Origin of the sequence: Thalassotalea sp. PP2-459, from assembly GCF_001913705.1 — a bacterium.
In the GTDB taxonomy this organism is placed as follows: domain Bacteria; phylum Pseudomonadota; class Gammaproteobacteria; order Enterobacterales; family Alteromonadaceae; genus Thalassotalea_C; species Thalassotalea_C hakodatensis.
The window spans coordinates 112,822-127,572 of sequence record NZ_MKQD01000037.1 but is presented as its reverse complement, the minus strand read 5'-3'; the positions used below and the strand labels follow the sequence as shown (position 1 = coordinate 127,572).

At 38.5% G+C, this 14,751-nt stretch carries 9 protein-coding genes and 1 pseudogene; 6 read left to right on the top strand and 4 right to left on the bottom strand.

Translation table 11 applies throughout. The annotated features are described in order from the left end of the window. Positions 1 to 253: 253 nt before the first annotated feature. The 3 genes and pseudogenes from BI291_RS08575 to BI291_RS08565 form a co-directional block, all read left to right on the top strand. Positions 254 to 406, top strand: a pseudogene (locus tag BI291_RS08575) (IS3 family transposase); the annotation flags it as partial. A gap of 268 nt (positions 407 to 674) precedes the next feature. Next, positions 675 to 3,008, top strand: a complete 2,334-nt coding sequence (locus tag BI291_RS08570; RefSeq protein ID WP_074498335.1) for a methyl-accepting chemotaxis protein — start codon at positions 675 to 677, stop codon at positions 3,006 to 3,008. A gap of 205 nt (positions 3,009 to 3,213) precedes the next feature. Beyond that, the gene (locus BI291_RS08565; RefSeq protein ID WP_074498334.1) at positions 3,214 to 4,959 is read left to right on the top strand and encodes a GGDEF domain-containing protein; all 1,746 of its coding nucleotides are present in this window, start codon (positions 3,214 to 3,216) and stop codon (positions 4,957 to 4,959) included. Positions 4,960 to 4,975: 16 nt separating this feature from the next. Here the strand turns inward: BI291_RS08565 and BI291_RS08560 are convergent, their stop codons facing one another. Together BI291_RS08560 and BI291_RS08555 are read right to left on the bottom strand one after the other, a co-directional pair. Further along, entirely contained in the window at positions 4,976 to 6,178 is a 1,203-nt protein-coding gene (locus BI291_RS08560) for an MFS transporter (protein ID WP_074498333.1), read from the bottom strand. A gap of 20 nt (positions 6,179 to 6,198) precedes the next feature. After that, entirely contained in the window at positions 6,199 to 6,939 is a 741-nt protein-coding gene (locus tag BI291_RS08555) for an SDR family NAD(P)-dependent oxidoreductase (protein WP_074498332.1), read from the bottom strand. A gap of 119 nt (positions 6,940 to 7,058) precedes the next feature. On the opposite strand from BI291_RS08555, the gene BI291_RS08550 reads away from it, so the two are divergent. Continuing rightward, positions 7,059 to 7,676, top strand: a complete 618-nt coding sequence (locus BI291_RS08550) for a TetR/AcrR family transcriptional regulator (RefSeq protein ID WP_074498331.1) — start codon at positions 7,059 to 7,061, stop codon at positions 7,674 to 7,676. Positions 7,677 to 7,753: 77 nt separating this feature from the next. Here BI291_RS08550 and BI291_RS08545 read toward each other — a convergent pair whose 3' ends face one another. Both BI291_RS08545 and BI291_RS08540 read right to left on the bottom strand, forming a co-directional pair. Further along, complete coding sequence (locus BI291_RS08545; protein WP_074498330.1) at positions 7,754 to 11,287, bottom strand: M1 family aminopeptidase; 3,534 nt, start codon at positions 11,285 to 11,287, stop codon at positions 7,754 to 7,756. Between the two features lie 10 nt (positions 11,288 to 11,297). Then, entirely contained in the window at positions 11,298 to 12,200 is a 903-nt protein-coding gene (locus BI291_RS08540; protein ID WP_074498329.1) for an ABC transporter ATP-binding protein, read from the bottom strand. A 234-nt stretch (positions 12,201 to 12,434) separates the two neighbouring features. Here BI291_RS08540 and BI291_RS08535 point away from each other — a divergent pair, with 234 nt between their 5' ends. Beyond that, positions 12,435 to 13,955 (top strand): sensor histidine kinase, encoded by a 1,521-nt coding sequence (locus tag BI291_RS08535; protein WP_074498328.1) that lies wholly within the window; start codon positions 12,435 to 12,437, stop codon positions 13,953 to 13,955. Beyond that, complete coding sequence (locus BI291_RS08530) at positions 13,942 to 14,664, top strand: LytTR family DNA-binding domain-containing protein (RefSeq protein WP_074498327.1); 723 nt, start codon at positions 13,942 to 13,944, stop codon at positions 14,662 to 14,664. Before BI291_RS08535 ends, BI291_RS08530 begins: the two co-directional genes overlap by 14 nt. The last annotated feature ends 87 nt before the right edge of the window (positions 14,665 to 14,751 follow it).

The window sequence follows — 14,751 nt, the reverse complement described above, 5'->3', positions numbered from 1 at the left end:
TTAGAGAACGCAGGAGCACGTTCTCCTGAATAACCATTCTTTGCAATCAATGCCTTGCCTCTAACCCTTTTATTTCTCGCTAAGTGACTAAATACTTAATTGAGTTGTATGACTTATTAATCGAAGAGCAAAAACGATTTTTAAGCAAAGTCGAAATAGCTTAGGTTATCGAGAATTACGAAAAGGTTATGCAGAGAGGGTTTTAAAGTGAGTGTGTACGGTACTCAAAAGCTCATGGCTCAGCTTAATTTAGTGGTTACTGAAAGTACCACAGCCAACTCGTAAGCATATGAGAGAGGATGTGATGGCGTATATGCGTTATTACAACTTAGAACGGCTTCATACCACTAATGGTGATCTATCGTCAGTAGAATATGAACAAAGTTCCTTAAGAAAAGTGTCCTGATTTAGTTGTGCAGAACAATAAACTTTCAACCGTTAAAACACTACAAAACTAATTTACTAAATTTCAGCCCCCCTAATAAAAATCCATAAAAAACCTACTTATCAATCAAGTATAAAAAAGTAAAACGCAATAACTTACAAACATTAATAATGATTTTCTATTGTCAAATTTATAAAAATATCTTTTTTTCTACCAAAATATTCATTCTGTTCTATTCTTAAAATGAGCCGTTATCAGACATGGAGTGTTTTTATGAGATTTTAACTCTATGCGTTTAAAGAACAAAATTATACTGAATGTCGGAAGCGTAGTATCGATTGCGCTAATATTAACTTCAACATTACTTACCTACATAGCAACAACAGATGTTTCATCTGCTCTTTCTTCTCAAGTTGAGCAACGTTTAATTGGTCTACGTGATGCTAAAAAAGAGCAAATATCAGACTATTTCGAAACAATTAGCCAACAAGTTGTTTCGCTTGCTAATTCGAGTATGACTGAAGATGCCACACAGGCATTTATCAGTAGTTTTCAACGGTATTCAGCAGAATCAGCTTTACCTGACAAGGCACAGCAACAAGTTCAATTATCAACCTTTTATAAAGATGATTTTTCAAAAAAGTATCAGTCGGAAAACCAACATCGCCAGTTAGATACCGCGCAATTGGTTAATAAGCTATCTGATGCAGGGCTAGCATTACAATATCGCTATATTGCGGCGAGTCAGTATGGCTTAGGTGAGAAAGATAAATTAATAGCACTTAATGATGACTCAACATACGATGATATTCATCAAAAGTATCATCCTAAATTTCAACAGTATTTAGAGCAATTTGGCTTTTACGATATTTTTATCGTCGATCTACAAGGTAATGTGGTTTACTCTGTTTTTAAAGAGATAGATTACGCAACCTCGCTTTCTAATGGTGCTTTTTCAACATCGGGGTTAGCACAAGCTTTTAACCAAGCAATATCCGCTAAGCATGGCGAAGTGAATATGACAGACTTCGCGCCTTATACCCCCTCTTACGAGAGCCCAGCCGCCTTTTTCTCTTCACCTATTATGGTTAATAACGCCACAGTAGGCGCACTTATCTTTCAAGCGCCCATAGATAGAATTAATAACATTATGACTTATCAAGGTAAATGGCACGAGCGGGGTTTAGGTAAGTCTGGTGAAACTTATTTGGTCGGCAGTGATCTTTTAATGCGCAGTGAAAGTCGATTTTTATTAGAAGATACCAACAACTATCTAGCGACATTGAAAAAATCAGGAGTATCTGAAAAAGATATCGCTTTAATATCAGCAAAGAAATCAGCATTAGGGATCGCAAAAGTGGATTCTAAAACGATAAAGTCAGCCATCAACGGTGAAAGTGGCTTTGATTTTATTGAGGATTATAGAGGTGTTATCGTTGCATCTGCTTATGCTGCGTTTAATGTCGCCGGAAATAGATGGGCAATTGTAAGTGAGCTCGATCAAGATGAGGCGTTTTTAGCGTCCGAACAGCTTAGTTCTTCACTTATATTTACTTCATTGAGCAGTACATTAATCTTAGTGGCTTTGGGAATATTAATCGCTTTATGGCTTGGTAACTACCTAGCTAAACCTATAATAAGCCTCAATAGTTCTGTCAACCAAGTTGCCGAAACTCTCGACTTTACCCGTCGAGTAAAAGAAACAGGCAGTGACACTAAAAATGACGAAATTGCACAAGTATCACGCTCTTTTAATAGCATGATGAACATCATGCATAAAACATTAACCAGCATGGGAAAAACCTCTAATATTTTAGATGATCAAGTTCACCAATTAAGAGAAAAGTTTAATTTAGTTGAACAAAAATCCGTTGAGCAATCTGACAAAACAACTCAGCTTTCGGCAGCCATTGAAGAAATGTCTACAACGTCTGAAAGTGTCGCTGAGTCTGCTACGTTATCGAGCGAAGCGAGCGCTATTGCAGTTGAACTAGTCAAAGTGGGAACCGAAACGCTTGAGAGAAGCTTAGCTGTCACGAAAGAATTAGGCAGTACGGTGTTGGCGTCAACGGAAACGGTCAAAACCGTTGCTGAACAAGCAACAAATATTGTTACCGTGCTTGATGTCATCAGAAGTATCGCTGATCAAACCAACTTATTAGCATTAAATGCAGCCATTGAAGCTGCACGTGCAGGTGAACAAGGACGAGGTTTTGCTGTTGTTGCTGACGAGGTAAGAACCTTAGCACAGCGAACACAAGAATCTACACTAGAGATTCAATCCATTATTGAAAACCTGCAACAAGGCTCAAACGAATCAGTATCGGTCATGACCACTGCGGCAGACATGGTTGAACAAACCTTATTAAGCGCAGAGTCAGTGAGTGAGACTTTTCAAATGATCTCTGAGCAAGTCGCGAGTATTGAAATGCAAAATAGCCAAGTCGCGTCAGCAACCATGGAACAATCTATGGTTGGTAAAGATATGGCAGAACAAGTAGAGCAAATAAACGTACTTGCAGAAGATAACAACAACTCAGTTAAAGAGGCCTCTAGTTGCTGTAATGCCGTAGAAAAAGAATATGAAATGTTAAGTAAACTGGTAAGTCAATTTAAACTGTAATGCTCAAGGCTGATAAAGCACAACCGAAAAGGTGCTTTATCAGCTGTCACCTCGGTACTCCAAACAGTACGTTACTGTTAACACGTCGTAGAAATCTCCCCTCTCATCGTAAAAAGCCTGATAAATTAACATATTATGCTCGACTTTATATAGTAAAACAGTAAGAATTCTTATTGCATAAAAAACTTAAAAAACAGAGAAAGTCATGGAAGTTCACAACAAAAACATCACGTGGTATGTCATCTTTTTAATGGTGTTTTTTCTTACTTTACCATCAGCGAATGCCGAAACACAAACCCAAAAACAAACGGTGAATATTAATGCGTCGATTGTCGATTTAACAGAATTCCCCATGAGTTACTATATCGATGGCTCTGAAAAAATGTTATTTGAAGAGGTTATTAACCAACAATTTACCCCTTCATTGAGTAAGTTATCGTTGGGAACGGATGCCATGATAACATGGTCTAAAATAGTAGTACGCAATCAGCAAAATGTGGCAATTAAACTATATGTACACCACCCGCATGCCTATCATTTAAAACATGTTAGCTTTTATGAAACCCAGCAGAACCAGTTACTGAATCACATTGATATCCCATTACATAAGTCGGGTGAAAAACCTTTGATGTATGGCGGCACTGCCGTTTATCCATTTCAACTTGCCCCGCAAGAAACGAAGATTATCTATGTAAAAAACACCTCTTTTTCTCATCAATGGTATCAGTTAAGCTTGTTTGATGAACAGTCTTCAAAACAAGCATTAGTAGGCAGTGGTAAATATATTGCGTTATTAGTTGGCATGATGTTAGCGTTAATGATTTACAATTTTTTCTTATATATTTCTGCCCGTAAAAGAGAGAATATTGTTTACGCTTTTTACCTCATTTCTGGCACTATTTGGGTCGCCTTATCTTATGGTGTCGCTGCTAACTTTTTTGGTGTTTTTAGCGCTGAAGTATTTCAGTTGAATTCAAATGTGCTTAGCATGCCTAGCTTTCTTGTGATCTTTATTATGCTTATTTTCGACACTCGAAAGCGATACCCCAAAGAGCACTTTGCGTTAAGTTTATTACTCGCATTACTCGTTGGTATGTTTTGTTATAGTTTATTTGATATCACCGCGGCTTTACAATCAGCAAGCTCTCTTGCCGCTACCATGATGATTGTTACCTTTGGGGTGGCAATATCCTTATGGCGTAAACGTGAACCCTTAGCGAAATACTTCTTTTTAGGCCACTCAATGTTTATTCTTTTCAATATGCTAGCGGTGTTCTATTACAAAGGGTTGAGTGATTTCAATCAAATAAATAGCCATGGGGTTGGCATTGGTATTTTATTAGAAGCATTAATGATGGCATTTGTTTTGTCTTACCGGATTAAAGAGTTAGACCGTATAAAAGGCAAACAAGAAGAATTAAAACGCTTAGCTGACACTGACCCAATGACTGAATTATTTAATCGTCGATATTTTGAAAAAACAGCACAACAAGCCATTCATGAGGCTAAAGAAAACCAAAGCGTCATCAGTATTATGGTCATTGATATTGATCACTTTAAAACCATTAATGACAATTACGGCCATTCAACGGGTGATGAAGTTATCATTTCATTTGCAAAACTCCTTATGAAGCACCAACGTGATATCGATATCGTTTGTCGCTACGGCGGCGAAGAATTCTTATTGCTATTACCCGGTTGTGATAATGAAAACGCCTGTAAAGTCGCAGAAAGGATCCGCCAAGCGGCAAGTGAAGCAGTATTAATAGACGAACAGCAGAACGAAGTTACTTATACCGTCAGTATCGGGGTCCACCAATTGGAACTCTCATATGATACTACACGAAGTGCTATTGATGCCGCAGACAAAGCGTTGTACCACGCAAAATCATCGGGACGAAATCAAGTACAACTGACACAGGCACAATTTGACATACAGGCTCAAGCTTAAACAATGACACTACACCTTATTTAATGATACTTGAATAAGGTTGATACTTTTTCATTGTCTTTTGCATAAAGATAGCCGTCAGAACAGTAAACGTTGCAAAGCCTGCGGCGACAAAACCTATGTTATCTACAGCATAATGACTGGAAACCCATCCTCCAGCCATAGCGCCAATACTGATCCCAAGGTTACAAATGGCCATGTTTAGCGATAATGCAAATGCTTTATGTTCTTTTGCGATCTGTATTATTCTGACCTGCGTGATCACAAATGCGGCCATATGTACAGCCCCCCAAAAAACTAGGATAATTATGGCCAATATCTTCCAGTAACTGCCTATAAGTGTCAGTAGCAGAATAACTGTACAGAAAAGTAACGTGAGATAAATAGTGGGTTGCAAGTTTTGTTTAAAAGTGAATCGTCCCACCAGCCAATTACCTAACACGCCAGCACCACCAAAGACTATCAACAACCACCCTATTGCTGTGTTGCTAAACGTAGTTACGGTTAACATAAAAGAAGAGATATAGGTATAAACAGTGAACATTGCTGTGAATAACAACATTGATAACAATAAATGTAAGAGAAATAATGGCTGTAATAACAAAGGCCTATTATTTTCATTAGCGATATTTTTTTTCGGTGGCACTGCAGGGACATAGAGCACAATACCCACTAAGGCAAAAAGGCCGAGTATTGATAGCAACCAAAACGTAAGCTGCCAATGATATTCCACAGCGATAAAAGCACTCAGTGGAATACCTAACACCGTCGCAAAGACTAACCCTAAGTTGACACGAGATATAGCCCAATGTTGACGATTATCACCAGAGGTATCTACTGCTGTCATTGCAATAATACTTAAAATAACAGGTAAAAAACCCCCTTGAATAAACCGAGCAACAACAATCACCTCATAACGAGGCAGCAGAATAATAACAACATTTGCCAAGATAAAAGCGCTGGTAGTAAACATAAAATAATGTTTTGTATCAAAGACTTTCACCATTAACGTTAAATAAGGCCCAACCAATGCAGCGCCTAATGCAAACCATGTGACAAACCAACCTGCATCTGCTACAGAAATACCAAGTTGCAGCGAAATTTCTGGCAAAAAACCTACCATGGAAAATTCTGTTGTAACAACGACAAAAGATAAAAAGGCGAGAATATTCAAAAGTGCAAGATTATCAGACTCTTTAACATTTTGTTGCTTCCTCACCTTAATACCCTCTGCCGCTATTACGCGTTAGTGCCGCCGTCAATTGTTAGTCCAGAAGCGGTCATACACTTTCCTTCTTCACTTGCAAGAAAAGCAACAACGCCAGCAATATCGTCAGGTTCAGCATATCGTGGTATACACATTGCGCTACGCTGCATATCGCTATATTCACCGTCTTCTGGGTTCATATCGGTATTTGTAGAGCCTGGATGAACAATATTCACCGTAATTCCCTGAGGACCTAAATCACGCGCTAACCCTTTAGTAAAACCAATTAGCGCTGCTTTACTTAGACTGTACAAGCTCAAACCAGGCATTACAGCGCGTTCTGCGAGGTTACTGCCAATAGAGATTATTCGTCCACCAGATTTCATATGTGCAGCGGCTGCTTGTGAAGCAATAACCACGGCGCGAACGTTGATGTTTAGCGTTTTATCAATCTCTTCTAATGTAAGCGCTTCTATCGGTTTAGGACTAAAAATACCGGCGTTATTCACTAAAATATCCAGTTGACCAAACTCCGCTATTGTTGAATCAACTGCAGAAGTGATTGCATGAGGATCAGCATTATCAGCTTTAATCGCTATAGCTTTACTTCCTATATCTCTCACCTTCGCAACTACACCGTTTGCTTTTTCCGCATTGTTAACATAAGTAATCACTACGTTTGCACCTTCTTGAGCAAGGCGTTCTGCAATTGCAGCCCCCATTCCTCTACTGCCACCAGTGATAAGTGCTACTTTATTTCTTAATCGTTGCATACTCTTTCCTTTTATCTGTTAATATATGTATCGAAAGTTACAAAAACATACATTAGCATTGTTTCCTTATTTTGTAACGATCATTATAAAATAAATTTACCGCTTCGTGGAGCACAATAATGAATAAACGCGGAAGACCACGTAATTTTGATAGAACAGAGACTCTTAGAAATGCCATGATGACTTTTTGGCAACAAGGTTACGACAATACTTCAATGGCAGATCTCGTAAGTTCTATGGGGATTAACACCCCTAGTATTTACTCAACGTTTGGTTCAAAGGAAGCACTATTCAATGAAGTTGTCACGCTGTATCGTGCAACAGAAGGTAGTAAAATATGGCTCGAAACCATGCGAGAAAAGTCCGCAAAAGCAGCCATAAAAACCCTACTAACATTGAGTGCAGAAGAATTTACTCACGAAAATAGACCAAAAGGTTGTCTGATTATAATAGGAGCGATGAACCAGGATGACACGAATTTATCAGTGCATCATACGTTGCAAGAATGTCGCGTAGAAAGTAAAGAAAACCTTATTACTTTGTTAAAACGTGATATTGAAAACGGCACGCTCAATTCAGAAATTGACTGTCATGCCATTGCAACGTATTACATCACCCTTCAGCAGGGTATGTCTATTCAAGCCCGCGATGGCGCTTCAAAAGAAGCACTACTCTCGGTAGCTAAATATGGCTTAATGACTTGGTCATTACTGACCCAAGAAAAAGTTAGCCAGTAATATGCAATACTGGCTGTACAACGTTTAATAACGCACACCACATTAAATTACCCGCGGTGTGCTGCAAACGACTACTGTTAAGGAAAGTAGAATTGATTATTTTCTCTATTGCTATCAAGCAATAATAGTGCAGAATCAACCTCAATATGGCTAGGTTTTGTTTCCAATTGCCACAGGTCACAAGTGTTAGTACCCTGCTTAGCATTTGCAACAATGTTAGTGTTAGCGATTAACTTTTGGTCATCGGTAAATGCACTTAATTTCACCGTTGTAAGATCTGTTTTATTATCTTGCAAACAGACATTGATCACATATCCTTGTTCAGTCTTACTTAGCTCTGCACGTGAAATTTCAACGTCATGAATAACGACTTCTTTAAACCAGCTTTGAACCAACTGTTGCTGTTTGGCCGTTTTGTCTGCCATTAAATAGGCAATAAAATCTAACGTTGTTGCTGGCTTATTCGGGTATGAATGTAACGTTACCAACTTTCTTAACGCTTTGTTGATAGCCGCTTCCCCTAATTGCTGTTTCAGCGCATACATCGCGGCTGCACCTTTTGAATAGATAAGGTAATTTTCATCGCCTCGGTAAAGTGGCAGCTCATTAATATTAGTGCGAGAGCGCCCAGAAAAGTAGCGCTGTTGCTCATATTTAATAAGCTGTTTTACATAATCATCGCCATATTTTCGTGTTAGCAATACCATTTCAGTATACTTCGCCAGCGTTTCTACTAATACCGCTTCACCCTCCGTTGCAGCGCCATTTAATCCATGTCCCCACCACTGATGTGCGACTTCATGCACCGTACGACGGTATAAATGGTCAAAGCCATCTTCATTGCTCAAATCAACGTGGAACCCAACGCCTTCACCAATAAAAATAGAGTTTGGCAAAGCATAGCCGGTAGCAGGGAAAAAGCCTGCGACTGGCACCAATCGTAAGTTATTGGCTTTAATAGCACCAAAATGTTCGTTACCATACCGCAAGGCATCTGTAATTGCACTTAAATGAAGCGTTGCATATGCTTCTTTGTTTTCGGGATAGTAAACGTCAACAGAAGTGTGAGCTATTTCAGCCGTTTTAACCGGCAAGTTATGCGAAACAATATGCCCGATGTTTCGCACTTTTCCGCGTGTTCGATATTGAAACGCTTTTCTATGACCCTCTTGCCATTGTTTTACCAGTTCACCTGGTGCAAATGCGATGTGGTCTTCATTCGTTACAATGGTAGTATCTAATATCGCCCAATCATAAAGTTCAGACATATCACCTTGATATTTTTCAAGATCTTGCTCAAGTGTGTTATGCGTAAGCTTAGGTAAAGCGAACTTTTCTCGTAAGCCGTTATTAGTTAATTGATAGTGTTTTACATAGCCAAAAAACGGTAGATAACGTAAAAACCTAATATAGCTATAATTGCTGGTTAAAACATTATCACCCGGCACACCTAAGTAACCGTTTTGTTGATAATCGGCGACAACACTTATCGCAGCCGTTTCACCAGGTTGAATTGGTTGTTCAAAAGCATAAATATGCGTTTGATGCACGTGATCAAAAGACACCTGTTTAGCATTTTCCACGTTCACATGACGATAATTAAAAGGCAAAGGTGTCGAAAACACCAACTGTGAAATAGCATTGTCGCTACGATTGATTAACTGGTATGTCGCATCGACAGCCAAGCGTCTTTCATTAGGCATTAATTCAACGATTGTTGTTATTTTTTCAACGGCAAGTGATGGTTGGTCTTTCAAGTAAGCATATTTTTTTTCATAACTAGCTTTCCACACATGCCGATCACTACTTGATTGGTAATGACCTATGTACCAAGTCTGATAAACGACATTACCAAGCGTTATCACCAACGCTACTGCGCCACAGATGAGAATAACTTTCTCGCGGCGATGCCATAACACAGGCGATGTAAAGGCTGATGATAACTCTTCTCCTCGACGGAAAAATTTGAACGCAATAAGCGATAGAACGATAAGTAAGCTGTACCTAAAGCTTAAGTAGCCAACGAATGCATCTACTTCAGCACCAAAGCCAACAAACTCAGAGTAACTTAACAATGGCAATTGTCCGAGTGTCCATAAAGGGTGTTCTAACCCAAAAGATTGCAGCACGCTAGTTTCAAGGCTAACAAATAAAGCGAAGATAAGGCCTAGTGCTAAGTATTTATTGGGTAATAATGCATGTACACCAACACACAGCGTTGCTAGCCAAATCATTGGAAGACCAAAGAAAAAGTACATGGATACATACATATTGAGATCAATATCACCGCCATTTACCGACTGCATGACAATCGAAACAATAATACTCAACGTGATAAAAAATAAAGGTACAAAGCACAGGGCTAACAAACGCCCAAAGAACAAAGCAACGTTACTAACACGCGTACTATCGATCAGTGGCTTAACTTTACTTTGCTGATCACGCCAACACAGTTCAGCCGCGAGAAAAAGCATAAACAAGCCACCAAAGCGCGGTAAAATGTCAGCAATGTATCGGTTTACAGTGATCAACGTAGACGCAATTGCTGATGTACCCAGGTTTTCAAGATGTATGTACCCAAAATAAACTTCACTACTGATTAAGAAAATTAGCGCGCAACACATGGCAAAGAAAGTCTTTGTTTTAAAGCTAAGCTGCCATTCTTTGCGTGCTATAGTAAGCACACTATATACTGGTAGCTTATCGGATAGTCGAGCGATGAAAGTAAGTGCCAATGTACGCGTTAAACCCAATTTAACGCGTTTTATCCAATGTGGTAAAAGCACACGTTCATCTTGAATCGTATCTACTTTAAAATGCTGCACATGATGGATAATGGCATAACCAGTAACCAGCAGCGCTGCAAGAACAACTGCAATACGATTTGTCAGTAGCGTTACGTCAAAGGTGGGTAATAGTGTATTTTTATCTGAAGGTTGCCATTGTCTAACTTGCTCAAAATACGTACTTAAGGCAAATGGATCTAGCCATGCATATAATGATGATAAATCAGCAGAAACCGCAACCCTACTTGCCATCAACGGTGAACCATTAATGGTTAAAAAGAATTGGTAAGCAAAGAAAAGCAAACAAGCATTCAAATACAAATAAATACTACGTTTACCATATAGACCAATAGCAAAAAATATAGCACAGACTAATAAAACGTTAGGTAACGCTAACACGAATAGCGCCCAACTGAGACTCGCTATAGGCAAACTAAAAGAGTCGAGCGATTGCGTCGTTAAGCCACCGAGAATACCTAAAGCAAAACTTAAGTACACACACCAACATAAGATAAATAGGGCAAAAAACCTTGCAAATAGTACCTGTGTTAACTTGGTACTACTCGCATAGACAATGCTCGCCATATCACTATCAAAATCTCTGATAGTGGCTTGTGCAGAGAATATCGCTACCAGTACTGGCAATAACAAAAGTTGGATAGCAAAGGTTTTGATCAGAAAAAAAGCGCCGCTGACGTCAATGTCCATGTCTGGCGTTTGTTTATTTATCACAAAAGCGCCAAACGCAAACGTTAACACCATTGCAAGCAACCAAATCCAATGGCGACTTTGTAGTTTAAGCTCGGCAATTAATAAGCTTCTCATAATAAATTCCTTACTTATTTAATTGCGATTCAAACGCATGGCAATGCAAAGCTGCAAAATAAGCATCTTCTAAATCAGGTGTTACTCGATGAAAATCGGGACTAGGTTGACTCTCACTATAAACATGAACGGTGGCCTCTCCAGCAAATAAACGTTGGCTGATAACGTTAGCTTGAGGAACAACGTCTTCAAGGTTCGATTTACTTGTTTTAATCTGCCAAATTTTGCCTTGAACTTGTTTAATCAACTGCGCTGGAGAGCCTTCTTTAACAATTTTTCCCGCGGCAAGAATTGCCATGTTAGGGCAAAGGTGACTGACATCTTCAACAATGTGTGTTGATAACAGCACCACTTTATCACGGCTTATTTCAACTAATAAGTTATGAAAGCGATTACGTTCTTCGGGGTCGAGTCCTGCTGTTGGTTCATCAACAATTAGCATCTTAGGCTCACCCAACAATGCCTGTGCTATACCAAAACGTTGCTTCATGCCCCCTGAAAATCGACTAACTGCGTTATTTCTATGCTGCGTAAGATTCACTTGTGCGAGCAATTTATCTATTTGCGCATTGCGTTGCTTACGATCAGTAATACCCTTTAGTTTTGCTAAGTAATCAAGTAACTCAAAAGCAGATACCCCTGGATAAACACCGTAATCTTGAGGCAAATAACCCAACTGTTTACGCATAAACTCAGGGTGTTTAATGATATTTTCACCCGCAAATTCTATCGTGCCGGTATCAGGCTTTTGCAAGGTTGCAATAGTCCTCATTAAACTCGACTTACCAGCGCCATTCGGCCCTAAAAGTCCAAACATGCCAGAACCAATTGATAAGTTCACATCATCCAATGCAGGTGCCTTTTGTTTCTTTTTCTCTGCGTAGGTTTTGCATAAGTTCGTTATAGTTAGCATATATCCACCACTCTTAGTGTTACATATCGCTATTTTTAATAACTTTTCACAGCATTGCGAGTAAACAATGACCAAGGTCGACTCTTCAATGATGAATGTCAAAATCAACCGCAAATGAGCTCCTCTCGTACGTTGATCATGAAAATAATGCTTTTTGTCATTTACTTACTGACATTTAACACAGAACATCGCAATATATTCTTTGGCTTTAACTTGTAATTCCATCGGGCAGCTATGTTACGTCACGCTTTATCTACAAAACTTTTCTCTTATTTTTTCTCGCCATTTATGCCGTTTAGTCTCTACCTTGCTTTTATCGTATCTTATGCCTTTTTAACCGTTAACGAGCTTAATTGGATAACCTTTGCTCAAAGAGTATGCGTATTGGCGATTCTCATTTCACCTGTACTTTGGTGCAAATATCAAAGCTTACGGTCTGAAAAAACAGCAGCACTCGCTTGGTGGGCCATCGGTTTTATAATGTTGCCACTAGGGCATTTAATAATAAGAGAAAACAGCAACAGCTATGAAGAGTTCTTTGATAACACGTTAGCCTTGTTTATTAGCTTAGTTGCCATTGAGATCATTATTTTTTTAAGGCGAAAAGTAAAACCACTAAATCTATCGAGATTTAAAGATAAAGTCACAATGGACAATACTTTACTCGCAATCGTGGTGTGCTTTAGTTTGTTTTGGTCATTAGTGTTTAATTCGATAGACAACCCGATGGAAAACCAACCTATTCACATTCTTATTGATATTAAACGAAATCTGTTACGTTTTGACGAATTATTTTTTTACTTTATTCAGTTTTTTGCATTTTATATGTGTGGCTATTTTATTTATTGGATAAATCATCATGTATTAATTAACAACGTTATGGCTCGTTTTGGGGTATTTCATTATTTATGGACTGCCTGCACATTCACGTTAATAGCAGCGCCACTATTAAGCCAGCTTACGTTGTTTTTACCGATAAATAGCGTTGAATTCACGTTATTACCTAGCGGTAATGATGATCCCTTTGATGTTTGGAACTTACGTATTGCTTTTATTATCATGATGATAAGTTTACCTCTAATTTTAGCCTTTAAGTGGCAACAACAGGTTGCAGAAGTATCATTACTCAAACAGCAAAATACCGAAGCAGAATTAAAGTGGTTACAGCAACAAATTAACCCTCACTTCTTGTTCAATACCCTCAACAACTTATATTCAATGGTGTTAACTAAAAAAGCGCAAGCACCGCAATGTATACTACAGTTATCCAACCTGTTGCGATTTGTCGTGTATAAAGGTGGTAATCATCGTGTAAGTTTAAAAGACGAAATTGCTTACTTAACTGACTATATTGCACTACAACAAATTCGCGTCAGCCATAAAGCGACATTAACCATTAATATTGACCAAAAACTAGCAGAGAATACCCAATTTAAAATAGCTCCATTACTCTTAATCGTACTCATAGAAAACGCCTTTAAACATGGTATTGATGCAACAGATAAGCCAGCTTGGTTATCTGTCGATTTATCACTCGAGCACAATAAACTTAGCCTAATATGCCATAATTCCATTGATGAACGAGTTAATAGTAATCAAACAAAAGGACAAGCGGATGGAGGTCTTGGACTTGAAAACCTGCAACGACGGTTGGCGCTTGATTACACCAACCAACACACGTTGACTATTTCGGTTCAACCGCATGAATTTTTAGTCACATTGATAATAGAGTTAGAAAATAATGAACAAGCTTAACGCCTTAATCATTGACGATGAACCACTTGCACACGATATATTGTTAAGTTTTTGCGAAAACGTTCCGTTTATCAACGTTGTTGGACAGTGTTATTCTGCCACCCAAGCGCTTGACTTCCTTTCCAAGCAATCGGTAGACCTGCTATTTTTGGATATTAATATGCCAATGCTTTCGGGCCTAGACTTGCTTAAAGTTTTGAAAGAAAAACCACAGGTTGTTATCACTAGTGCCTATCAAGAGCATGCATTAGAAAGCTATGAATTAGATGTAAGTGACTATCTTTTAAAGCCCTTTTCATTTGAACGCTTTCTTCAGGCTTGCAACAAATCACTTAATCACTATAAATTAGTTCAACAAGCAACGCACACAGATAAACCCAAAACCATAAAGCAGATATTTGTTAAAGTAGATAAAAAGCAACTTAAAATAAACTTAGCAGACGTTAGTTGTTTTGAAGCTTACGGAAATTACGTGAAGGTTTGGCGTGATGGTCAAAGCGTTTTAACACCAAGAACACTGTCAAGCTTTGTAGAGCAACTTAAAGACTCGTCCTTTTTACAAGTGCACAAATCGGCCATGGTAAACCTTGAACATATTCGTTTTATTGAAGGAAATAAAATAACGCTAATCGATGAACGAGAGATCAATATTGGTAAGTCTTTTAAAGCGCAAGTATTAACAAAAGTTGCCGAATTAACAAAGCTTTAGTGAAAATCTATTTGCATTAAAACTAATCAGCATTAAACGAATCAGTCATTACTTGAATTGACAGACTCGATTTATAGAAATCAATCA